Here is a 22,881-nt window from a genome sequence, read left to right as displayed (position 1 = left end):
CACACTGTCAGCCCATTTTTAGCCCAAAAAGTCTACTCTCAAGCTTGTTCATAACCTAAGTGCCGATGAGCGCGTTAATAGTTAGTGTATTGCAGGCCTAATTGGAAAGTGCGGCCATAGGCTTCGTACTGGGCGTTATAGGCACTGTTACCGGCGTAGCTGTAATAGGGCTCATCGGTGAGATTCACGCCTTTGAAATACAAGGTCAGGCTGGTGGTAATATGCGCCTTTGCCACAAAATCCCATTGCAAGTGGCTGTCTTCATAGAGATCGAGACGCGAGTCATCGATTTCAGACACTTCTTGCAAGTATTCCGATTTATAGGCAGCCGATAACCACACGCTGGCGTAAGTGTTCTCATAACCTAAAGACAGGTTCGCGGTGATATCCGACTGACTTGGCATCGGAATATCGCGGCTGTGCTCTGCGCCGTCATCTAACCAGCTGATGCTGGCGGCGGAATCTGTGTAGGTTAGGTTAGAATTGAGCACGAGTCCGTTAAAGGGCTCAGGCAGAAAGTAGAATTCCTGCACATAACTGAGCTCAATCCCAGAAATGTGGGCACTGTCGCCGTTAGTGTAAGTCACTGCGCTATGGGCATCGACATAATCGCCCCGTCCGGCTAAGTCTGCTTTGTAGATAAAATTATCAATGTCCTTGTAGAACAATCCCGCCGACACCAGGCCAATATTGCCAAAGTAGTGTTCGAGGCTCAGATCGAAGTTCATGGATTCCAGCGACTTAAGATGGGGATTACCGAAAGTTAAATCGATATCGCCGTCATCTTCTTCGCGCAAATAACCTGGCGCGAGTTGACCAAAGGTCGGGCGCACTAAGGTGTTGGTCCACGCGCCGCGCAGCACAGTATTGTCAGAATAACGGTAGGTGAGATGCAAAGCGGGCAACCAATGATCTTCATCGCTGGTGTTGTTGATATCGATAAACTCGCCGCTAACACCATCGAAACCATGGCCTTTAGAATCCCATTGGTTTTGCTCGAACCTTAGCCCTGTGAGTATCCGCAGTTTACCGATATCTAAGTGACCCATAAGATAGGCGGCGTTAACATCTTCAGTGATATCAAAGTCATTGATGGTCGATTCGATATCATCGCGATTGGCATCCGCGTCTAAGCTGTCCACCAGATCCCACACGGGTGAAGCGTTAATGCCCGCGCCAAAGCGGCCGAGACTGTAATCGACTTCATCACCTGAGTATTGGCTCAGTAACAGGGCATCATCGCTCACGCCTTGGTCGGCAAAGTCACTGTAAATCCACACTTCTTCACGATTGGTTTTATCGCGGCGGCTGAGTTTTAGCCCCGTTTTCACTTCGGCAGGATAGCCACCTAGACTCAGTTGGCGGCTGAGGTCAAATTGGGCGCTGTTAATGGTGTCTTTGGCTTTCGACTCGGCTAACTCGATTTCGTCCAGCTCAAAATTATCGGTTTGATAATAGCTTTCGGGCGCGATTATGTGCGGTCGTTGGGTATCGCTAAAACCTGTGTCATCGATTTTTGCGACAAAGTCCGCGCCGGCAATATCCCGTGGCTTGTCGGCACTTGCCGTACTGTGGCTTGCTTGATAATCGAGGGTCCAGCGCTCAAAACGGGTTTCTCCGCCAAGGACATAGGAAGTGATGTTTTGGTTTTCGCTACGGGATTTAAGTGAGCGCGTGGTTTTGCCTTGGCTGAGTTCGCCTGCTTGTAGCGGCGATTTCCACTTAGTTTTGGCGCTATTGCGGGTTTCGGTGTCGTCAAACTCACTGTAAAGCGTGCGCAGGTATAAATCTGTGTCATCGCTCGGGCGATAATCAAAGTTCACCCCTATGCCTAAACGCTCACGATTGATTTCATAGTCACGATGATCGACAGACTCAAGCGCTGCTTTGCCGTAACTAGTGTCATCGGTGAAATCCCAGTTGCCGCCAGTTTCGACGTTATCCGAGCCAAAGTCGCGGTTATACCAACTAGCCCCTATGGCGATACCTAACTTTTCACCAATGACATCGCTGTAACTGGCAGCCAATTTGGGATTGGTGTTATCAGTTAGAGAATCTTGGCTGGCTTCTGCGCTTAAGTTAACGTAGGTATCGTCTCGATCGAACGCTGACAGGCTTTTGACTTCAATCGCGCCGCCCAGTGCGTCGGCATCCATATCTGGGGTTAAGGTTTTACTGACTTCAACCGATTGCAATAAATCTGATGGTACTACGTCGAGCGCCACGGCGCGGCGATCGCTCTCGGGCGATGGCAGACGCGTGCCGTTCATCGACACTGAGTTATAGTCCGGCGCCATGCCGCGTACTCGCACAAAACGACCTTCGCCTTGGTCACGTTCAATAGAAAGCCCCGGCACGCGTTGCAGTGATTCGCTGATGTTGCTGTCGGGGAAATTGCCCAGCACGTCGGCGCTGACCACATTGAGCACGTTATCTGCACCACGTTGACGGTTCATCGACTTACTCAAGGCGCCTTGCTGGCCGACCACCATAATGTGTTCAACATCTTTGCTGCTGAGGCTGACATCCTGCTGGCTGGTTTGCTTATCGGCAATCTGGACCTTGTGCTCCATAGGTGTAGCGCCGAGGTAGTTGACCACCAGAGTGTAATCGCCGTCATTAATGCCGACAAAGAAGTAGCGACCATCACGGCCAGCCTGTTGGCTCAGATTAAGCTCTTTGATAGTGACACTCGCGCCAGCTAAGGGCTGCTGGCTATTTTTGTCACGAACCTGACCTTCGAGTTTACCCACGGCAAAGGCATTGGCGCTGGAGCCAGCGGCCACAATGGCAAGGGCGATGGCCGATAGCGGCGTGCGAAATGACATATTAACTTCCTATTATTTTGTTGGTACGCGAGTGTTATCCGTGACGGCCAGTTACCCTCGGTCGCTGCATCGCGACATGAGTTGCAACATGAGTTGCGACATGGCATCACGGATTTGAATCTGTGTTTTTAGTCACGAGAAACATTCAATAGCGGCAACGTTAGGGTAGGTTAATGTCAGATTTGTGACGGGATTTTGTAAACGGGGCAAACTTGCCCTCAAACGCCGCTTAATAGCGACTTTTTGCGAGAGCGTGAGCTAAAAAGACGCTTATCAGAGTGAACTTTGCAGCAAAACCACTGGGGAAGGGCTTGTGTATCTAAATGATCTATTACTGATTTAAATGTTTTTAAACCAATTACTTGCATGAGTATTTAGTGTGAGAGTCCGTAAAGGTGAGCAAGCGTTGCCAGTATAATAGCCGACAAATAGCCGTAAAATCCCAAAGTGGTTGAGCTAATTTGCCGCAATCACGCTAAACCGTACGTCACCTTTTTGTCATAAAACTGGGTTAGCTTGCGGTGCCAATAGGGTGAATTCCCACTCCATTCTGCACAACAAAATCAAAAGGTGAGCCCTTGCATTATCCCGTGAAATCGCTGCGACTGGCCTGTGTGTATGGCTTAAGTCTGTTGATCATCTTTATCGTGCCGCTACTGCTGTGGCAGAACACGCCTGCGAAAGCCATTCCTCAAGTTGATTGGCTCGATATCGCCACCGAAGGAGCCTTGTTTGTGCTGGGCATGTGTTGGTTGATGGTGATTGTTTCGGCTCGTCCATCGGGGCGCGTAACCAACTTACTGGTGGTAGGTCTGGCAAGTTATTGTTTAGGTTGTTATTTAGATTTACTCGATGAAATTTTTATCGTTAAAACGCTGCCCGTGTATAACTGGTTTGAAAAGATGCCAACGCCGATTGGTCTACTCATTCTAACTTGCGGGCTTTGGCTGTGGCGCGACGAGCAAGCCGTTGTCAACCGTCAATTACAAACCCGCGAGCAATTTTATCGCCAACACCATCTGACCGATGGCCTAACCTTATTGAACGATGCGAAAGCCTTCGAGCACCACTTGCTAAAGCAACTGGCGCAGCAGCAACCCTTTGGGCTGATCATGCTTGATATCGATTATTTTCATCAATATAACCAACTTCAAGGTGCAAAAGAGGGCGATAAACTGTTATCCGATGTCGCCCAGTGGTTAAGTACCCAGCTAAGAAGTCAAGATTTGGTCTGCCGTTATGCTGGCGATCGTTTTATCATTTTGCTCAATGGTGCAATCGCACCTTGGGTCAGTACCATGGCGGAGCAGCTACAGTACGGCATTACAGCACTGGGCTGCGAGGTTTCAGTGGTGTGGGCTTTGCCATCTCCCAAGATGGTTGTGGATAAACTGAGCAGTGAACCAACAAAACGACCGCTTAAGGATGAAGCGCAGGCATTACTCAAATTACTCAATGAAAAAATGTCACAGCAAAAGTTAAACCGTCAGCCATTAAACCAGCAAACATCGACAATCAACGCCTTTAGTGAGCCGCGATAAATGAAAGCCCTGGCCACTTGGCAAGATAAGTGTATCGACAGCCAACTGCTGGTGGCGAGCCTTGTCGGCTTATTTAAGCAAAGGGGACTGGATTGCGACAAATTACTGCGTGGTACGGGGATTTTCAGTGCTGATATCCGCAAACCTGGCCATAGCATTAGCCCGAAACAATTACTCAGACTGGTGGATAATGGTTTATCACTGTGGCCAAGTGGTGACTTAAGCTTTTTACTTGGTCAATTATGGCTGCCATCCCAAAGTGGCGCGCTAACTGCGGGGATGTTATGCGCGCGGGATCTCAATGAACTTGGGTTATTTTGGTATCAATTTCATTGGCTCACTCAGCCTTGGTTACAGTGCTGGCGTTGGCAGGGTGACAAAGAATGGCATTTTTTACTGAGTCTCGATTTAGGCACTCAGCGGCATACAGAGTTCTTTATTGAGTTAAGCCTGTCGTCATTGGTCGCCAGTTGTAAACAATTGATGGGGCAGGGTTGGCGTGGCAGCATGAGCTTTCCCTACGAGACGCCACAGAATATCGCCCAATATTATAAGTACTTCGGCACAGACATTAGTTTCGATGCGCCGCTGTGTCGAGTCTCGATGGCAAAAGCCTTTATGCAGCAACCGCTGTTATATGCGCAGCAGATCGCCAGCAGCGTCGAATCACAAGCCACACGCCATGCTGTGACTCATGCTGTCATTTCGCGCCAAAGTCACTTTCAATCGCCGCGCTACACACTGTTTGCCAGTGAATATAGACTCGGACTGGCGGCGGGCATTCGTTTGTCACTGATGCGGGATAACTTAAGTTTGCCAGAAATGGCAGAAAAATTAATGATGAGCCCAGCGACCTTAAAGCGTCGCTTGGCCGAGATGGATTTAAGCTTTGGCCAACTCACCGATGAAACCCGTTTAATCAAAGCGCTTTATTATTTAGCCACACCTTCGCAAGACGCCCACACGATTGCAAACTCACTGTCATTCAGTGACGCCAGTAATTTCAGGCGTTCTTTTAAACGCTGGACAGGCCAATTGCCCACCTATTTTCGCAGCTGGCTGGCTTAAGCCACTACAAGAAATATCACTTCTCATTGTCTCTTCATTTTGACCACTAACTTAATACAGGTCCTTTGTTGTTAGTTAATATAAAAGTGAACTTCTATTCAAAAAAATGCATGACAGTTAGGAGAAAACCCGAGACTACATCGCTTATTTTGCATATTTAAAACATAGATATTCATGTAAGCACGGAACAAGGATGCATATGCTATGTTGCTATTTTCCAAGAATTTAACTTTAGGGGTAAAATAAGGCTGAAGCGGAATACTTAAAGACATAAACTCGCGAGTTTTAGAGTGATCCCTGCTAATCTGTGATTGAGCCTATTTAATGTTATCGCTAGGAATGCCGATGGATAAGAAACCCCTTGAATTGGTTTACCCATTTTTAACGGAAGCTTTGCGGCTGAGCGAGAATGGTCTAGCAGTGTTAGACAAACATAATCATTTTATCTTTTATAATAATACCTTTGCTAAAATGTTTGGTTTTGTTGAGCAAGACATGGTCGGCAAGCATTTTGATGACATGATGCGCTTTGCCTTTACCCATAAACAGGGACCGAACATTGAACATGAAACTATAGAGGAATGGCTCGAACTGATTCATGCCAATCAACGTAAATCAGCTTTTCGACGTTTTGAAGTGGATCTGGTGGATGGCTGCTGGTTACAACTCTCGGAACAGGTTTATCACAATGGCGATATGGTGATTGTTTGCACGGATATCACCCAGTTAAAACAGGTCGAATTTGCCCTTAGGAATGCGCAGACTGAATTAAATCGCCTCGCGCTCACCGATGAGTTAACGGGGATTGCCAATCGGCGGCACTTTTTTCAGCAGTTAGAACATGAAATCAAACGCTTGGGTCGCTTACAGTTGCCATTATGCTTAGTGATGATGGATATCGATAATTTTAAACTGGTTAATGATCGCTACGGCCATCAAGTCGGTGACAAGATATTGCAACATTTTACCCAATTCATCAGCACTCGAACGCGCCCCTACGATATTTTTGGCCGCCTCGGCGGTGAAGAGTTTGCACTACTACTGCCAGAAACCACGGTTGATACCGCTCAAAAAATCGTAATGCGTATGATGTCATCCCTTGCCAATGAGGACATTTCTGCAATCGTGGCTGATTTTCAATATCAATTTTCAGCAGGGGTCAGCGCCTTAACCCCTGTGATTATTCGCCATAGTATTGATAACAGTACTGATATTGCAGATGTGGAGCAGGTTGCATTGCCCATTGGAACCGGAAGTCAGTGCCGCTCGGATGCTGAAAAGCTGGTGGCCGAGGCCGATAAAGCACTCTATCATGCTAAAACCCTCGGGCGAAATCGTGCGGTAATATGGGACGAGGTGATGTTACCTCGCCACAAGCCCAGCTAAACCAAGCATTCGACATTCAGTGCATTAGTACTCAAGGGAAACTGTGTTAATCAATCAGCAATATACCCGCCATGGACCCGATTACCGATTTGGTGAGCAGGTGACATTTCTTGATGTTAAACAAACCTTTGGTTTTAGTCATGTACGTGTTGGCCGCTGGGTTACGCGGGATGAATCGCGCCTTGCTGCGGATCTGGTGTTTGATTCGCTCGCCGATCTGGCCTTTATCTTAAAGTTGCCACCTTTGACGTTAGGGCTGCGCGAAACCGTGAGTCTGGCTTTTGGTCATGGCGGTCAAAAAGGCGTTCAGGCCCATTATGCGCCCGCGACTCGGGAATTGGCCTTGGCAAAAAATGCCGGTGCTGGCGCTTTAGCCCATGAGTTTTGGCATGCGTTTGACCACTATATTGCCGCCAAGTCCTTCAAATCTTCGTCTAAGCGGTTTCAATGCGCGAGCGATCTTTGGTTGTCGGATCTGCCCATCATAGAACATCCACTGAATGCACGCTTATCAGAGATCTTCAAGGTAACATTTTTGAGTGGTGATGGCGATGAGCCCCATGATTATGTGCGCCGAGCGATTGCCTTAGACAAAAAACATGGCATGCAGTACTTCGCACGGCCAACTGAAATGATGGCGCGGGCATTTGAAGCCTGTATTGAATCCTATGATGCGATTTCGAATCCGTATTTAGTCTCTGGGACACGCTTTTCAGCAATGGCAAAGGAGGGCGCTTATCCCGATGAAGCCCACAGAAAAGTGATTTTTAACGCTTTGATCAATTACTTCGAGCCACTAGGAATGGCATTGAGTAAACATCCGCTTGGCTGATTATAAACTTTTGAAAGTACGTCAAAATACGGTAAATGGCAGTGTGATGCGAGTACAAGCTTAGTTGGCAAGTCTAACTGTTAATGATTAGAGGAGGTGTGAGTCAGTCCTTGTCTTAGCCGAATGTGTTTGCCAGCAATAGGCCAAACTGTGGCGGATAGCATCGAGATATTGGGACGCCTTAGTATCCATTAAATACCAATAGCTGGGTTTTGATTCTGGCATGTGATTAAAAAATAATGCTTCGGCATTGATAACTTGTTTTAAATCCGCATATTTTAGCCAAACGTCGATAGGCGTATGAGCCAGCGTAATCAACCAATCGAGTTGTATGTGTTTTGCGGAATGTGGCATATCTGCCGATGGGGTTGATTCTTGTAAACGCGCAAGTAAATCAAAAGGATTGCCCGTTTTCATCATCATTGAAGTTTGGGAACCACGCGCTTTATTGACTGCCGCTAAGTTTGCTAAACAAACTGCTGGCAAGGTGAACTCCGGCCAGTCAATTGTGGGCGCGAGCGTCTGCGCAATCCGCCGTTCACCTAACCAGTTATGCACCATACAAGGTAAGTGGTCTTCAGGCGGTAAATCATTGGGCCTTGCTAAACTCGGAAACAGCGACATCCGCTGCACTTGCACATGCTGAGACAATTGCTGCATCAGCATTATTGTGGTTAGGCCAGATGAAGGCCAACAGCCAAGTTTGGGCGTTAATTCAATCGCAACCTGTGTCAACGCTTGGGTAAGCAAATCACTTTGCGGGTGACCTTGTACCACAAAGGCATATTTTGACTCAGCAAAACCGCCGTTAGCGATATTCACTATCAGATTATTTTGAGTACTTTTCTCATGCCATTGCGTGCCGTTAAAGATAAATGTCGTACCTGCAGTCGCTGGCTGCCAATTGCCAGAAGCATTCCCAATAATGGTCACTTGCTTGAAGGTAAGTTGGTGCGCCAACGTGTGAAGATCGACCCGCGAATGTGGCATCTGTAAATGCTGGTGCATATGGGTATGAGACTTAGGCATAGGCTGAACATCTGTTTCACGGGTTTTAAATGGACTTCATTGTAATAGATATCTCCCTGAGCCCAAAGGCTTAATCCGCTATCGTTTACCGGATGATGTTTTAACACATGATAATGCTGACTTAGGGATACCGCACATAAAAGCGATGCGCGGTATCGCTAATGAGTAAAATGATCAGAAATTGTAGCTCAGACTAAGTTCTGACATTTCTCGGTTCGCCGAAGAAGCCTTGATCGTAGAAATCGATATTTGTAGGGGATTAAGCCTAATGAGCGTACAAACTCGGGGCTAACAACAGGCTCGAAATGAGCGTAGCTAATAACGTTTTATGCATCATGATTCCCCATCAAAGTATTTTGTGACCGGCATTCTAATTGAAAACAATTACCGGCACATCGTATTGATAACAATTTGCATTACCTTTACACTCTCGAAATTCGATAAGTGTTAGGAAAGTCACAAATGGCGAAGATCAGTAACCGATTCTGGTTTATGTTGCACGGTTGGGTGTCGCTCCCACTATGGTTGTTATTTTGTTTTATCTGTTTGACGGGCACGATTGCGGTATTGAGTCATGAGATCACTTGGCTCACTAATCCTGCATCCAGAGCATTGAATCCTAATGATTTGCCGGAAAAACCAGTCAGCGAGCTAATGACGATTGTTGAGAAAGCCTACCCAAGTGCGGCAGTTACTGGCGCTATGACTTTAGAGCCATATTTGGTGAATGTGGTGATGTTCAGTGACGTGGATAAACCCTATGCCATGGCCTATGTGAATCAATACACAGGTGAAATCCAACAGATCAATGAAGGCATGACATTTGTCGGTTTCATCAGATCGTTACATGCGTGGTTATTATTTCCTTGGCAAAGTAGTTACAGCTTGGGCTATTACCTCGTTTGTTCGATGGCGCTGTTCATGCTCGCATCTTTGATTACTGGCCTGATTGTTTACAAACGTTTTTGGCGAAGTTTTTTTGCTCCTAAGTTACGTCTCAATCAAGGAAAAAAGACGTTATTGGCAGATTTACATAAATTGTCTGGCGTCTGGTCTATTTGGTTTATCGCCATCATGGCCGTGACGGGGTTATGGTATTTAACCCAAGCCATTTTTTGGCATGCGGATATTGATATAGAAGCCCATGCGCCATTGGTCGGCGTAGAACAATTGCCCTACGTCCATGAAAATGAAGGGAAGCTGGCTCCGAGCGTGTCATTTGCACAAGCCTTAACGCTAGCGCAAACACGTTTTCCAGATTTTCAGCCAAGTTATGTGATGCAACCAGAACACAATCGAGACATGTATCACCTGAGTGGTAGCGGCGATCATATTTTCTACGATCAGTATTCATACAACCTCAGTATTAACCCTTGGACAGGTGAGGTTGCACGTGCCACCTCACCCGAGACGATGACGGGCATGCAAACCCTAATGCATATTGCCGATCCTCTGCATTACGGCACCTTAGGCGGTATTTGGACAAAAATCATTTGGTTTATTTTTGGATTAATTCTATCGGGTATGTCGATTACAGGATTTATGATGTGGGGATTGCGCAATCTGCGAGCATTTAAAAATGCAAGCGCTCAAAACACAGCAACTGAAGTCCTAGAGGAGGGATGTTAATGGCTGTTACTAACTCAAGCTTCTGGCTAAGAAATAAGTATAAACTCAGTGGGTTAATTCTACTCCTACCGATATTATTTCTATATCAGTCGTTAACACCCACATTTCCTCCTGCATGGAAGGCTCAGCAGTTGGGCGAGTTTACCATTGCGCCTTTACCCTTAGACCTTAACGCGCCTTACGTGCATCATGATGATTACGTAAAAGATTTTATGTTGGTTTTTGAAAAAGGAGATATAGCCAATATACGCCAAGGCTACGCCAATATTGGAACTCAAGCTTTGCCTATCGCAGACTTACAGCGCAGTGAAAATGGCATTATACACGGTAATAAGCATGGCCAGCATGTGCACGCGATTTCGTCAAAAACCTTAACGTCGAACGAAAGTCTGTGGATTTCGATTGAGAATTGGCAAGGTGAGTGGCAAGTCGGCAAATGGCCGCTGCCCGCCGATATACTGGGTCAATAACAAAAATCACCTCAAAACAGGTTTGAAAGCTAAAGCTCAGATAGCAAAGACGACCTCTTAGACTAACAAGCTAAGGGGGCAGGATTAAGTGGTCAGCGTTATCACAGCCACGGTGAGAGCAACTCAGATAATTTCGATTTACAGTTAAAAGGGGATTATCAACTGTTTAATCGTGAACATGAGTTTGTCGTCGGTGCTTTATACAGTAAACAAAAGTCCTATGCCGATACCTTTGAACCCATTCGGGATAATATGAGCGGTTACGACAACAAGCCCGTAGATAACTTTTACGAATGGCAAAGCAATGCATTTGCTGAGCCTGAATGGTCAACGGACGCCAATCGTCAGCTGCAGATGGACACTGAGCAAAAAGGTTTTTACGCTGCAACCCGTTTCACCATTACCGAAGCCTTAAAAATCATTGCTGGCGGACGGATTTCGAGCTGGAATCGTGAAGGAGTGAGCTACGGCACTGATACCAACTTTGGCGATGATGGGGTGTTTGTACCTTATGTCGGTGTCTTATATGACATTAGTGAGCAACATCGTGCCTACGCGAGTTATACCGAAATATTTAATCCGCAAAATGTGACTAATGCTTATGGGGTGTATCTAGACCCATTAAAAGGTAAAGCTTATGAAATCGGTCTGAAGAGTGCTTATCTTGACGATCGTCTGCACACAACTGTCGCGCTATTTAAAATTGATCAAGACAACCTAGCAACACCAAATGGAACTGTCATGATTGATGGGAAACCTGTTACTAATTACAGAGCTGCTCAGGGTACTGAAAGCACAGGTTTCGAGTTAGAGGCTGTAGGCGAGTTTATTGATGGTTGGAACATCACAGCGGGCTATTCTCAGTTTACAGCTGAAGATGTGGAAGGAAACAGGATGGCAACCACAAGTCCACGCAAACAGTTTAAGCTATTTACCACGTATCAGTTTGTCGATTATCTGCCTGAATTAACTGTGGGTGGGGGTGTTAATTGGCAGAGTGACAGCTACTCAGAAAATACAGTGTTAATAGAACAGGACGCTTACACTTTAGTGAACCTGATGGCTCGCTATAACTTGGCCGACAATATGGATCTGCAAATTAACATAGAAAATCTTCTAGATGAAAAATACTATGCTTATATGTCTGCATCATCTGCAGCCTATAGCGTGTATCACTATGGTACGCCGCGTAATGCCACGGTGAGTTTTAGTTATCGTTTCTAAACTTCTAGCCTAATCGTAAAGGGATAGCCGTAATATCGGCTATCCCTTTTTTATTAGGCCAATTCAAATATTAAACACACCTAATATTGCAGTTGCTAATTAAATTGGTACAGGTACGTGTTTCATTCTCGACATGGATTAATATCTGTAGATTATTAACACTGTTTATTACGCCTATTTAATTCACATGATTCAACTATGTCGCTCACTATAGCGTCAGTGATACTCCCTTAACAATCATTAGCAATGTTAAATAATTAACAATAATTCTTCAGCTAAATAACTTATTTGATTTTTTAGATAATTGCGATTTTCATACCAACTTTTATTCAGATGACTTTTATATTTAGTCGTTCTTAATTTAATGAACAGTAAATCACAAAATCGATATTCACACACCAGGCTATAGACATTATGACCACAATAAATGGACATAATGTCCAACTGGTTCGTTTTGGTTTAAATGACTTAAATTTGATTTTAAATACGTATATTACAGATTATAACTTCAAAAAAATCGCTAAATTTGAAATTAATTATCATATGAAGTTGTTGTGTGATGAGTGTCTCGAGTCATTATTTGTCATTATTTGTCATTATTTGTCATTATAAATAATATTAATATCTTAAGTATGGTCTTTCATGCTTAAGAGATAGCAGTTACTCATTGCTATCCCATCAAATAATCACTCGAATGTGAGGACGCTATGAATAGACGTCAGTTTTTTAAGCTGTGTGTTGCAGGTGCAACGACTTCAGCGATTTCTGCGCTGGGTTTGATGTCTGAAAAGGCTTTTGCTGCTGTTAGAGAATTCAAATTACTGAGAGCTAAAGAAACACGTAATAATTGCTGTTATTGCTCGGTTGGCTGCGGCTTATTAATGTATAGCCACAGCAGTAATGGCAAGAATGCAGAGCAAACTATTTTCCATATAGAGGGGGATTCTGATAACCCAATAAACCGTGGTTCATTATGCCCTAAAGGTGCTGGACTACTTGATTATGTTAATAGTCCGCATAGATTAAAATATCCTGAATATAGGGCGCCAGGTAGTAAAGAATGGCAGAGAATAAGTTGGGAAGATGCCTTTACGCGTATTGCCAACTTAATGAAAGTTGACCGTGATGCTAACTTTATTAAGAAAAATGAAAAAGGTGAGACGGTTAACCGTTGGTTGACCATGGGGATGATGACCTCATCGGCCCAAGCCAATGAAGGCTGCTTTGTAACACACAAATTTGGACGTTCATTAGGTATGATCCAACTTGATAATATTGCTCGGGTTTGTCATGCTCCCAGGGCAACCGCATGAGTGTTTAAAATTCGTCCAGCTGCAACCCTGCTAATAGAACCGATTCTAAATATTCAGGTTTCATCCAAGCTCTTTTCTGTTTCGCTGGAATGCTTCCTTTAGAAGGTTCAGCCCTAAGCATATTCAGTGATATTTGCCTAAGCATGGCCCAATTTTCTGCCCCATGATGTTGGTAAATCTGGCAACTATTTTCTTTCATTGAGACATCTAGCACCCAGTGTAAGCTGTTCTCAATCCCCCAATGGCCACGAACTGAATTGGCTAACTGCTGCTCATCGAGTGTGGCTGAACTGATATAGTAACGGTAGGTCAGTTCTGCCTCTTTCCCTTTCGTATACCGATAACTCAAACACATACCTAATGTGTTCAATTTCATCCACTTAGGAAAATAATCTTGGAGCTGGTTTGCAGGTATTACATAGTAGGCTCTTGCCTCGATACGGCCTCTATTTTTTTCAATAACGAGTCCATCAAGAGGATTACTGCGCGCTTCACTGAAAGCACTGACCACGGCCTCATGCAAGGAACTTTGATTTGCCTTTACAGCAAGTAAGTAGTCACCTCCTTGCTCGACTATCTGTCTTGCAATCTCTGTCTGGCAACCCATGGCGTCGATTGATACAAGTGCTCCTTCTATATCTAACAACTGCAGCAGCGCTGGGATTGCGGTTATCTCATTGGATTTATTTGCCGTTTTTACTTGCCCCAGCACCACTTTATTGGCACAGGCAAACGCATTGACCAATGAATGGTTGAGCGCCGATCTTCACGATTGTATGAGGCACGAAGCGTTTTACCATCGATAGCAATAAGATGACCATCACTCATCTCATGGACGGCTCGCATCCAATTGGCGAAGCACAGTCGGAACTGTTCCGGCTCGATACGAGAGATAATACGTGCAATGGTATCATCGACTGGGACACCTTCGGTCAGAATTCCCTTTTCTTTAAACCAGTTATGATGTCCGGCAGCATAGTCATGGATTTCTGACCAGCCTTCGGCACCAGCAATCACACCACACAGAGTAACGAACAATACATCATGCAATGGGTAAGTCACTTTGGCAGATTGTCGGCTGTCAGCAATCGAGTTGAAATGAGACGTGAAGGCTTCAAGGTACATGCTCTGATGTTCTCTATAAGAAAAAGAGAGCATAAGATCATAATCGATACCGTTCGTCAAATTGGGTTCAAAACGGTTAAAATACATTCACGATCTCACCCTGGTCATGCTCCTACTGCAGCAAGCCTTGCCCCGACATTTGGTCGTGGTGCAATGTCAAATCATTGGGCTGATATCAAAAATAGTGACCTTGTGATCATTATGGGGGGCAATGCCGCAGAAGCTCATCCCGTTGGTTTTGGCTGGGTCAGTGAAGCCATGCAGTACAACAAGGCTAAATTGATTGTTGTTGACCCCCGCTTTAATCGTAGTGCGGCGGTCGCGGATTACTATGCGCCATTACGCTCGGGGACAGATATTGCTTTCTTGCTCGGAATAAGTCGTTATCTTATTGAAACAAATCAAATTAACTATGAATACGTGAAGGCTTATACTAATGCGCCATTCATTGTTCGTGAAGATTTTGAATTTAACGATGGTTTATTCAGTGGTTACAACGAAGAAACCCGCGTCTATAACAAGGAATCTTGGTTCTATGAACTCGATGAACAGGGTTACGCCAAGGTTGACCCAACACTGTCACACCCTCGCTGCGTATTCAATCTGCTAAAAAAACATGTAGACCGCTATGATTTCGAAACGGTGAGTAGTATCACTGGCACGCCAATTGATGAATATAAACAGATCTGTGAAGTCATTGGGCCTATGCACGCCCACAATAAAGCGGCAACGTTCCTTTATGCATTAGGTTGGACTCAGCACAGTAAAGGTGCACAAAACATTCGCAGTATGGCCATGATCCAATTATTACTGGGAAATATGGGTATTTTAGGTGGTGGTGTTAATGCACTGCGTGGTCACTCAAATGTGCAAGGCGCGACAGATATTGGCCTGCTGTGCCAAGCCTTACCTGGCTATTTAAAATTACCTCAAGATCACGATATTAACCTGCAAACCTACCTCGATAATTATACGCCTAAGCCATTGCGTCCAGGCCAAACCAATTACTGGTCAAATTATCCGGCCTTCTTTATTTCACAAATGAAGACTTTTTGGGGTAAATACGCCACCAAAGAAAATGACTTTGGTTACGACTGGTTACCTAAATGGGATAAACAGTATGACGTCACCAAACACATAGACATGATGTATAACGGTGAGGTTAACGGTTACTTTATCCAAGGATTTAATGCGCTTAACTCGCAACCTAACAAGCAGAAAGTATCTAAAGCACTTTCAAACCTCAAGTTTCTTGTCATCCTAGATGCGCTGGCGAACGAAACCTCAAGTTTTTGGCGTAACGCGGGCGAATACAACGATGTTGATACTGAAAGTATCCAAACCGAGGTATTCCGCTTACCTACAACCTGCTTTGCCGAAGAAGAAGGCTCAATTGTTAACTCAAGTCGCTGGATGCAGTGGCATTGGAAGGGAGCCAATCCACCGGGTGAAGCCAAGTCCGATCCAGAAATCCTTTCTGGCATTATGCTGGAGTTAAAACGTTTATATGCCAATGAAGGCGGAGTATTGCCTGAGCCAGTACAAGCGATAACTTGGGATTATTTAGATCCAAAAGAGCCACACTCCGCTGAAATTACGAAAGAAATGAACGGATATGATCTCGTCAATAACCGTCTGCTAAGCAGTTTTTCTGAATTGAAAGATGATGGCAGTACGGCTTGTGGTTGCTGGATTTACTCAGGCAGTTGGACTGAAGCCGGCAACATGATGGCTCGCCGTGATAACCATGATGCTTCGGGTAAAGGTATGACCCATGGTTGGTCATTTGCATGGCCTGCTAACCGAAGAATTTTATATAACCGTGCCTCCGCCGATCTTAATGGTCAACCGTGGGATCCAGACAGAGTGATCATGTCATGGAAAGAGGGCAAATGGCACGGTATTGATGTGCCCGATTTTAATGCCAAATTGTCACCACAAGAAACCACTGGGCCATTTATTATGCAGGCTGAAGGCGCTGGTCGTTTATTCGCCTTGAAAATGTTAAATGAAGGACCTTTCCCTGAGCATTACGAGCCGTTTGAGTCACCAAGTAATGGAAACCTATTGCACCCGAAAGTCAGCTCAAACCCTGCCGCGCGTCTGTTACCCGGTTTAGTTGAAACCTTTGGTAATAACGAAGAGTTTCCTTATGTAGGCACAACTTATTCAATGACAGAACATTTCAACAACTGGACGACACACTGTCGTTTGGCGGCGATTTCTCAGCCACAACATTTTGTTGAAATCGATGAACAACTTGCAGCTGAAAAGGGCATTGTTAACGGCGATTGGGTAAAAGTGAGCTCAAAACGCTCTAGCATAGTGACGAAAGTGTACGTCACTAAGCGTCTAAGACCGTTAACCGTGCAAGGGAAAACCGTCCATACCATAGGTATACCTCGCCACGGTAGTTATGAAGCTTTGACTCAAAAAACTTACATTGTCAATGAGTTAACCTCTTGTGTCGGAGATGCTAATACCCAAACACCTGAATACAAGGCTTTCCTTGTTAACATCAGTAAAGCACAAGGAGTCTAATCATGGCGTCACAAGATATTATCCGCCGCTCGGCAACCTCCGACATCACTCCATCAGCCCAAGCCCGAAGCCATGTACAGCAAGTCGCTAAGCTATTTGATGCAACTAAGTGTACCGGCTGTAAAGCTTGCCAAGTGGCTTGCTCTGAATGGAATGACCTGCGAGATGAAGTGGGTACTTTCCAAGGTTCATATCAAAACCCAATGCAGTTATCGGCTGAAAGTTGGAACATAATGCAATTTAATGAAGTCATGGAAGGCAACAAACTGCGTTGGCAGTTTACCCATACTTCTTGTATGCATTGTGCTGATCCTGCTTGTCTTAAAGCCTGTTCAACAGCCGGAGCCATAGTTCAGCACGCCAACGGCGTGGTGGATTTTGATTCCGATAAGTGTATTGGCTGTGGCTACTGCACCACGGCATGTCCATTCGATGTACCTAAGATAAGTCCTAAAGATAACAAAGCCTATAAATGCACTTTGTGCTCAGACAGACTTGCCGTTGGGCTCGAACCCTCCTGCGTGAAAACCTGTACTACCGGAGCGCTACGCTTTGGCAGTCGTGAGGATATGTTGTTTTATTCAGATAAACGGATCACTGAATTAAAAGAGCGGGGTTATTAGCAACCGTCGCGTTTGCCTGTCTACACAAACTCACCGTTGGTCGCAATATTGTAGAAGAAGACCAACCGGGTTACCGCAGTGCAGATCAAGATAAAAATGACCAAGAGGAGGCCAGCAAATGAAAACACAAGCAATGATTGTACGTCATAAGCTGTTCGACCGTATTTGCCACTGGAGCATAGTCTTTCTTGGACTAGTGACATTTATGACCGGATTTTCATTTTTCTATCCATCGTTCCAATGGCTCAGTGCCATTTCCGGCACACCACAATTAGCGCGTTTTACTCATCCCATCTTCGGATTGGCTATGTGTCTGATGCTCGCCGTGATGCTGATACGTTACTACCACCATAATAAGTGGAATAAATATGATCTGCCATGGATGAAATCAATTGTGCATGTACTGTCGGACAACGAAGCAAAGATCCCACCAATTGGGCATTACAATCCCGGGCAGAAAATGTTGTTCCGTGCCTTTGTCATCTTCATCTTGGCCTTCATCGTCACGGGCATCATGATGTGGCAGGAGTTTTTCTCCGTTTACTTCAGTGCAGAGAGTATCAACTGGGCGACGTTAATCCATTCTGCGTGCGCGATTCTAATGCTGATTGCTTTAGCTGTGCATGTGTGGATGGCCACCTGGATTGAAGGTTCCATTACGGGAATGCTCTACGGAAAAGTATCGCGAGCTTGGGTACATAAGCATCATCCCGCGATGTTAGATGAAGAGGGCAAACAACATGACTAGTGCCTGCCAAATTCCACTGGCTACAAGTGAACAGTCGCCATTAACAATAGCCAATATCATTGCCGCAGATCCGTTAGCGACTTATTTGCATCGTGTAAAACGGCTACAAACTTTGCAGAAAGATCATGAGTTAAAAGAATACCTTAACTTATGTGAACGCTTGGTAAAAGCACAAGCAAACTTGATCGAGCAAGGCGATTTCGGACCGCCGCCCAAATTTGATATAGGCAAAGCAAAACCATTAGCCGCAGAATTTAGCGCTGATAATCATTACTGGCTTGGTTCACTCCAGTCTTTGCTCTGTGAACTTTTGCCTTTAGCCCCCAAATCGGTTGCAAAAGTTATCCGTGAAATGATGCAGTTAGATCAAGCTAAATTGGCAGACTACGGACGTTCCCTCAGGGAAGGTAAATTGAGTGACGTCCCCGCCAGTTATAGTCTGTTTATTTGGGCGGCTTTAGCTGTGTATTGGTCCCACTGGGCTCCATTAGTCATTAAGCGCATGGATCAAAGTCAACTAAAACAGCAGAGTCTATGTCCAGTATGCGGCAGTCATCCAGTGGCGAGCGTCATTCGTGATGAAACCCGCACAGGGCTTAGATATTTGCACTGCAGCCTATGTGAAACCCAGTGGCATTATGTGCGAGCTCAGTGCACCAACTGCGAGCAAGACGAAGATATGTCACTTTGGACCTTGGATGACTATCAAGCCAACATACGTATTGAAAGTTGTGATGCTTGCCATGGCTACACCAAGATGTTGTTTATTGAAAAATCACCACACATGGACGTGGTTGCAGATGATCTAGCAAGCTTGATGTTAGATAACGCACTTAATGTTGAAGGTTATAAATCTACCACAGTCAACCCACTGTTACTCGCCCATGAAACTGAGTAGCTAATGTAAACAAGTGGAACGCAAGTAAGTGAAGGACTTGTGTCGAAACAAGTCCTTCCTTTATACGGTAGAAGAAGCACTTTAGGTGCATTGCTGCAGAAACGAGAAGTTCAACGATATTTCTTTACTGATATGGGTAACACAATATTGCTGATCAGCTTCACTGTTCGTTTTTTACATGGGATAACTCTATGGACTTTCATTCACATCAAGTGGTTACCGAAAAAAGCGTGGTCCTGCTAGAGCATGGACATGCATCTGAGCTAATCGATTATTTAGCCAATGAAGTGCGGGTCGCACTGGTCTATAACGGTATCGCCCATACTGTTATGTTAGCGAGCCCCCAAGATTTAGAAGCCTTTGCTATAGGTTTTACGCTGTCTGAACGTATCGTTTCCCATATCAATGATATCAAAGGGGTTGAACTCGAATTTACCCGTGAAGGCGTGTTGATCCAAGTCGAAATCAACCAGCGATGCTTTATGGCACTCAAGCAACAAAGGCGCAATATGGCGGGACGCACGGGTTGTGGATTGTGCGGCGTCGCCCAGCTCGAAGAGGCGGTCAAGCCTGTGATGCGAGTGAACTCAGATGCCAGATTCGACATCAGCCACTTACAGGTCGCGCTTGGACAAATTCAAGATAATCAACAGCATTTTAAGCTCACGGGCGCGACGCATGCGGCCATGGGGCTTAACCATCAAGGACAGATCATCGCCGCCTATGAAGATATAGGTAGACATATCGCACTCGACAAGTTAATTGGCGCCTTTGCCGCTCGCAATGTGGCGCGTCCAGTGGCCGTATTGCTCACCAGTCGCGCGAGTTTTGAGATGGTGCAGAAGGCCGCTAGTGCCAATATCCAAATTCTGTTTGCTATGTCCGCCGTGACTTCACTGGCGTTGGAGTTAGCTGAGAAAAGCAATATCACGCTTATCGGGTTTTGCCGTAATGGCAGGGCAACGCTGTACACCCACGGCTATCGGCTGTTGGGACAGCAATATCAAAGCATAGCCAAGGTAATATGATGCCTTGCCATTTTCATCGTTAGCTATCGTTTATTTTGAGTATTAATTAACACTGATTGGATAAATGAATATTAAAGCGAATTAAAACTGAGAAATGGTACACCCGAGTGGACTCGAACCACCGACCCCTACCATGTCAAGGTAGTGCTCTAACCAACTGAGCTACGGGTGCACTGTTTGAATTTCACTTTTTATACTCTGTGAAGAGAGTGGTACACCCGAGTGGACTCGAACCACCGACCCCTACCATGTCAAGGTAGTGCTCTAACCAACTGAGCTACGGGTGCATCGTAAATATTAACTTGCTATTCAAAAGCATTGCGCCTTGGAACGAGCGCTATATTAGGGGCATAGTGCAGGGCTGGCAAGCAAAAAAATCAAAATTATCGTCAAATGGTGAATTGCTGTGCAACTTGTCCAGTGTTTCAACAAAGTTATTGATATAACGGCAAGTTAGACTTACTGAGCACGTCAAACCACTAAGACATAAACAAAACGGCGAGCTTAATGCTCGCCGTTGCTTTAAATCTTGCCTATCCGATTAGTGATGCACGCTGTCGCCTTCAATTAGGCTTAAATGCACACCATGTTTTTGGATGTAACGCAGTCGAATGAAAAATAGCAGCGCCGCCGAGGTGAGACCTGCAATCAATCCGGTCCAAAAACCGTGTGCGCCCATGGCAGGAACGATATGATCCGTATAAGCCAAGGTATAGCCGAGTGACATACCTATGCCCCAATAGGAAAACAGCGTGATATAAAAGGCACTGCGGGTATCTTTATAACCACGTAGGGCTCCGGCGGCAACCACTTGGACTGAATCCGATAATTGATACAGTGCCGCCATTAACATCAAGCTGCCAGCTAAAGCGACCACTTCAGGATCACCATTATAAAGCTCTGCAATTTGGAATCTAAATATGACGGTCAAGACTGCAGTTGATAATGCAAGGGATAGCGCTAACCATAAACCCACTTTGGCGACCACTGCAGAAATATCAGCACGATCGCGACCCAAGTAGTAGCCAATTCTAATCGATACTGCGATACCAATAGACAACGGCAGCATAAATACAATCGCAGAAAAGTTCAGTGCTATCTGGTGACTTGCCACCACAGTTGCACCTAATGGGGCGAGTAACAACGCAATAATGGCAAATAAACTCACTTCAAAAAACAGCGCCATTGCTATCGGCATACCGAGTTTGGTCATTTTTTTCATCGTTTCAAAGTCAGGACGATGAAATTTACTGAAAGGAGCTAAGGCCGCAAATTTCTTATGTACTTGCATATAAATAGTCATGGCAATCAGCATGGCCCAAAAAACCAAGGCAGTGGCAATACCGCAGCCTGCACCGCCCATCGGAGGTACGCCAAAGTGTCCGTAAATAAAGATGTAGTTGGCGGGTATGTTCACCGCTAAGCCGACAAAGCCAATGACCATAGTCGGTAAAGTGTAAGAAATCCCCTCACTACAGCCTCGTAGTACTTGGTAAAGCACAAATGCAGGTGCGCCCCATAAAATACCGTCGAGATATCCAATGGTTAAGCGGTATAATTCGGGTTCTAAATCCATATGGCCAAGTACAAAGGGCGCTGATGCGAGGAAAATCATCACGCAAATGCCGCCAATGATGGCAAGATAGGCCCCTTGAAAGGCTAAAGGTTGAATGGCTTTTTGATTATTCGCTCCATTGTAGTGGGCAAATAAAGGTGTAAAAGCCATCAGCAAACCTTGGACGAACAGAATAGCGGGTAACCAAAGACTAGTGCCGACCGCAACAGCGGCCATATCGACCGCACTAACACGGCCCGCCATGACGGTATCAATAAAGCCCATCATGGTTTGAGTGACCTGTGCTATTAGCACTGGCAGTGCCAATTGGATTAAACGTTTGGCTTGATAGCCTGAATGATTCATAAATACAGCCTTTAACGATTAAGCGAGCAAAAAATGTTTACAGGTATAGTTCAAGCCACCAGCGAGGTGGTTGCAATACATAAGAAAGATGGCCTAAATACCCTTGAGGTAGCGTTCGAACCTGATTTGCATGAGGGACTTGCGATTGGTGCAAGTGTGGCAAATAACGGGGTATGTCTAACTGTGACTAAGGTGGTTGATGATAGGGTATTTTTCGACGTAGTGGAAGAGACCTTGCGACTGACGAATCTGGCTAATTTGTCGATAGGTCAAAGCGTTAATGTTGAGCGTTCGTTAACTTTCGGTAGTGAAATTGGTGGTCACATTCTCTCCGGCCATATTCATACTAAGGCTAAAGTTGTCGATATCAGCCACACAGAACAGCATTATGATCTGACACTGGGCATTGAGCCTAAATGGATGGATTACATTTTTTATAAAGGTTTTGTTGGCGTTAATGGCTGTAGTTTAACGGTTGGCGAGGTGAGTGACTCCGGCTTTAAGTTACACTTAATTCCCGAAACCCTAAAGCTGACCAATTTAAGTCAGTGTAAAGTGGGTGATGAACTCAACATTGAGATCGATAGCCAAACACAAGTTATCGTCGACACAGTCGAGCGCGTGCTGGCTAGACGTTTTAACGAGCAAGCCTGTTAGGCTCGTTTCATCATCGCCTT

Annotated in this window: 15 protein-coding genes, 2 tRNA genes and 4 pseudogenes; 15 read left to right on the top strand and 6 right to left on the bottom strand. The window is 45.3% G+C overall.

The window, feature by feature from the left end:
- Positions 1-74: 74 nt before the first annotated feature.
- On the bottom strand, positions 75-2,828 hold the full coding sequence (locus AYJ58_RS13660) for a TonB-dependent receptor (protein WP_106650535.1): 2,754 nt from the start codon (positions 2,826-2,828) through the stop codon (positions 75-77).
- A 578-nt stretch (positions 2,829-3,406) separates the two neighbouring features.
- On the opposite strand from AYJ58_RS13660, the gene AYJ58_RS13655 reads away from it, so the two are divergent.
- From AYJ58_RS13655 to AYJ58_RS13640, 4 genes are all read left to right on the top strand, one after another.
- Positions 3,407-4,369 carry a diguanylate cyclase domain-containing protein gene (locus AYJ58_RS13655; protein ID WP_106650534.1) on the top strand — a complete coding sequence of 321 codons (963 nt, stop codon included), beginning with the start codon at positions 3,407-3,409 and terminating at the stop codon, positions 4,367-4,369.
- Positions 4,370-5,437, top strand: coding sequence for an AraC family transcriptional regulator (locus AYJ58_RS13650; RefSeq protein ID WP_106650533.1), 1,068 nt, complete (start codon positions 4,370-4,372; stop codon positions 5,435-5,437).
- A 345-nt stretch (positions 5,438-5,782) separates the two neighbouring features.
- The gene (locus AYJ58_RS13645; protein ID WP_106650532.1) at positions 5,783-6,823 is read left to right on the top strand and encodes a sensor domain-containing diguanylate cyclase; all 1,041 of its coding nucleotides are present in this window, start codon (positions 5,783-5,785) and stop codon (positions 6,821-6,823) included.
- A 43-nt stretch (positions 6,824-6,866) separates the two neighbouring features.
- Entirely contained in the window at positions 6,867-7,655 is a 789-nt protein-coding gene (locus AYJ58_RS13640) for a CLCA_X family protein (protein WP_106650531.1), read from the top strand.
- 87 nt (positions 7,656-7,742) lie between these two features.
- Here the strand turns inward: AYJ58_RS13640 and AYJ58_RS13635 are convergent, their stop codons facing one another.
- The gene (locus tag AYJ58_RS13635) at positions 7,743-8,684 is read right to left on the bottom strand and encodes a hypothetical protein (protein WP_106650530.1); all 942 of its coding nucleotides are present in this window, start codon (positions 8,682-8,684) and stop codon (positions 7,743-7,745) included.
- 462 nt (positions 8,685-9,146) lie between these two features.
- Here AYJ58_RS13635 and AYJ58_RS13630 point away from each other — a divergent pair, with 462 nt between their 5' ends.
- The 4 genes and pseudogenes from AYJ58_RS13630 to AYJ58_RS13610 form a co-directional block, all read left to right on the top strand.
- A complete protein-coding gene (locus AYJ58_RS13630; protein WP_106650529.1) occupies positions 9,147-10,313 on the top strand; it encodes a PepSY-associated TM helix domain-containing protein in 1,167 nt (388 codons plus the stop codon).
- The gene (locus tag AYJ58_RS13625; protein ID WP_106650528.1) at positions 10,313-10,783 is read left to right on the top strand and encodes a hypothetical protein; all 471 of its coding nucleotides are present in this window, start codon (positions 10,313-10,315) and stop codon (positions 10,781-10,783) included. Before AYJ58_RS13630 ends, AYJ58_RS13625 begins: the two co-directional genes overlap by 1 nt.
- Before the next feature lie 75 nt (positions 10,784-10,858).
- Positions 10,859-12,007 (top strand): annotated as a pseudogene (locus AYJ58_RS13620) (TonB-dependent siderophore receptor); the annotation flags it as partial.
- Between the two features lie 707 nt (positions 12,008-12,714).
- Positions 12,715-13,305, top strand: a pseudogene (locus tag AYJ58_RS13610) (formate dehydrogenase-N subunit alpha); the annotation flags it as partial.
- Positions 13,306-13,324: 19 nt separating this feature from the next.
- Here AYJ58_RS13610 and AYJ58_RS13605 read toward each other — a convergent pair.
- Positions 13,325-14,445: pseudogene (locus AYJ58_RS13605) on the bottom strand (ISAs1 family transposase).
- Between the two features lie 81 nt (positions 14,446-14,526).
- Between AYJ58_RS13605 and fdnG the strand changes: the two are divergent.
- From fdnG to fdhD, 6 genes and pseudogenes are all read left to right on the top strand, one after another.
- Positions 14,527-16,986: pseudogene (gene fdnG / locus AYJ58_RS13600) on the top strand (formate dehydrogenase-N subunit alpha); the annotation flags it as partial.
- Between the two features lie 2 nt (positions 16,987-16,988).
- On the top strand, positions 16,989-17,609 hold the full coding sequence (locus AYJ58_RS13595; protein WP_232790811.1) for a 4Fe-4S dicluster domain-containing protein: 621 nt from the start codon (positions 16,989-16,991) through the stop codon (positions 17,607-17,609).
- Positions 17,588-17,731 carry a formate dehydrogenase N subunit beta transmembrane domain-containing protein gene (locus tag AYJ58_RS22220; protein ID WP_443019243.1) on the top strand — a complete coding sequence of 48 codons (144 nt, stop codon included), beginning with the start codon at positions 17,588-17,590 and terminating at the stop codon, positions 17,729-17,731. Before AYJ58_RS13595 ends, AYJ58_RS22220 begins: the two co-directional genes overlap by 22 nt.
- Complete coding sequence (locus tag AYJ58_RS13590) at positions 17,728-18,357, top strand: formate dehydrogenase subunit gamma (RefSeq protein WP_106650524.1); 630 nt, start codon at positions 17,728-17,730, stop codon at positions 18,355-18,357. The genes AYJ58_RS22220 and AYJ58_RS13590 overlap by 4 nt, the downstream gene beginning before the upstream one ends.
- Positions 18,350-19,255 carry a formate dehydrogenase accessory protein FdhE gene (gene fdhE / locus AYJ58_RS13585; protein ID WP_106650523.1) on the top strand — a complete coding sequence of 302 codons (906 nt, stop codon included), beginning with the start codon at positions 18,350-18,352 and terminating at the stop codon, positions 19,253-19,255. The genes AYJ58_RS13590 and fdhE overlap by 8 nt, the downstream gene beginning before the upstream one ends.
- A 191-nt stretch (positions 19,256-19,446) precedes the next feature.
- Positions 19,447-20,283, top strand: coding sequence for a formate dehydrogenase accessory sulfurtransferase FdhD (fdhD, locus tag AYJ58_RS13580; RefSeq protein ID WP_106650522.1), 837 nt, complete (start codon positions 19,447-19,449; stop codon positions 20,281-20,283).
- 95 nt (positions 20,284-20,378) lie between these two features.
- On the opposite strand, the gene AYJ58_RS13575 is transcribed toward fdhD, so the two are convergent.
- The 3 genes from AYJ58_RS13575 to AYJ58_RS13565 all read right to left on the bottom strand — a co-directional run bounded on the left by AYJ58_RS13575 (position 20,379) and on the right by AYJ58_RS13565 (position 22,204).
- Positions 20,379-20,455: transfer RNA gene (locus tag AYJ58_RS13575), tRNA-Val, on the bottom strand.
- Between the two features lie 38 nt (positions 20,456-20,493).
- Positions 20,494-20,570 (bottom strand) — tRNA-Val (locus AYJ58_RS13570).
- A 254-nt stretch (positions 20,571-20,824) separates the two neighbouring features.
- The gene (locus AYJ58_RS13565; RefSeq protein WP_106650521.1) at positions 20,825-22,204 is read right to left on the bottom strand and encodes an MATE family efflux transporter; all 1,380 of its coding nucleotides are present in this window, start codon (positions 22,202-22,204) and stop codon (positions 20,825-20,827) included.
- 33 nt (positions 22,205-22,237) lie between these two features.
- Between AYJ58_RS13565 and AYJ58_RS13560 the strand changes: the two genes are divergently transcribed.
- Entirely contained in the window at positions 22,238-22,861 is a 624-nt protein-coding gene (locus AYJ58_RS13560; RefSeq protein ID WP_106650520.1) for a riboflavin synthase subunit alpha, read from the top strand.
- Positions 22,862-22,881: the final 20 nt, after the last annotated feature.

The sequence above is a fragment of the Shewanella sp. Pdp11 genome, from assembly GCF_002838165.1.
GTDB lineage: Bacteria > Pseudomonadota > Gammaproteobacteria > Enterobacterales > Shewanellaceae > Shewanella > Shewanella hafniensis.
The sequence above is the reverse complement of the archived record's forward strand: the minus strand, read 5'-3'. Positions and strand labels throughout refer to the sequence as shown.

Coding starts and splice junctions, on each gene's coding strand:
- AYJ58_RS13595 (WP_232790811.1), top strand. CDS start 16,989: ATGGCGTCACAAGATATTATCCGCCGCTCGGCAACCTCCGACATCACT.
- AYJ58_RS13660 (WP_106650535.1), bottom strand. CDS start 2,828: ATGTCATTTCGCACGCCGCTATCGGCCATCGCCCTTGCCATTGTGGCC.
- AYJ58_RS13590 (WP_106650524.1), top strand. CDS start 17,728: ATGAAAACACAAGCAATGATTGTACGTCATAAGCTGTTCGACCGTATT.
- AYJ58_RS13635 (WP_106650530.1), bottom strand. CDS start 8,684: ATGCCTAAGTCTCATACCCATATGCACCAGCATTTACAGATGCCACAT.
- AYJ58_RS13565 (WP_106650521.1), bottom strand. CDS start 22,204: ATGAATCATTCAGGCTATCAAGCCAAACGTTTAATCCAATTGGCACTG.
- AYJ58_RS13625 (WP_106650528.1), top strand. CDS start 10,313: ATGGCTGTTACTAACTCAAGCTTCTGGCTAAGAAATAAGTATAAACTC.
- AYJ58_RS13630 (WP_106650529.1), top strand. CDS start 9,147: ATGGCGAAGATCAGTAACCGATTCTGGTTTATGTTGCACGGTTGGGTG.
- AYJ58_RS13645 (WP_106650532.1), top strand. CDS start 5,783: ATGGATAAGAAACCCCTTGAATTGGTTTACCCATTTTTAACGGAAGCT.
- fdhD (WP_106650522.1), top strand. CDS start 19,447: ATGGACTTTCATTCACATCAAGTGGTTACCGAAAAAAGCGTGGTCCTG.
- AYJ58_RS13650 (WP_106650533.1), top strand. CDS start 4,370: ATGAAAGCCCTGGCCACTTGGCAAGATAAGTGTATCGACAGCCAACTG.
- AYJ58_RS13560 (WP_106650520.1), top strand. CDS start 22,238: ATGTTTACAGGTATAGTTCAAGCCACCAGCGAGGTGGTTGCAATACAT.
- fdhE (WP_106650523.1), top strand. CDS start 18,350: ATGACTAGTGCCTGCCAAATTCCACTGGCTACAAGTGAACAGTCGCCA.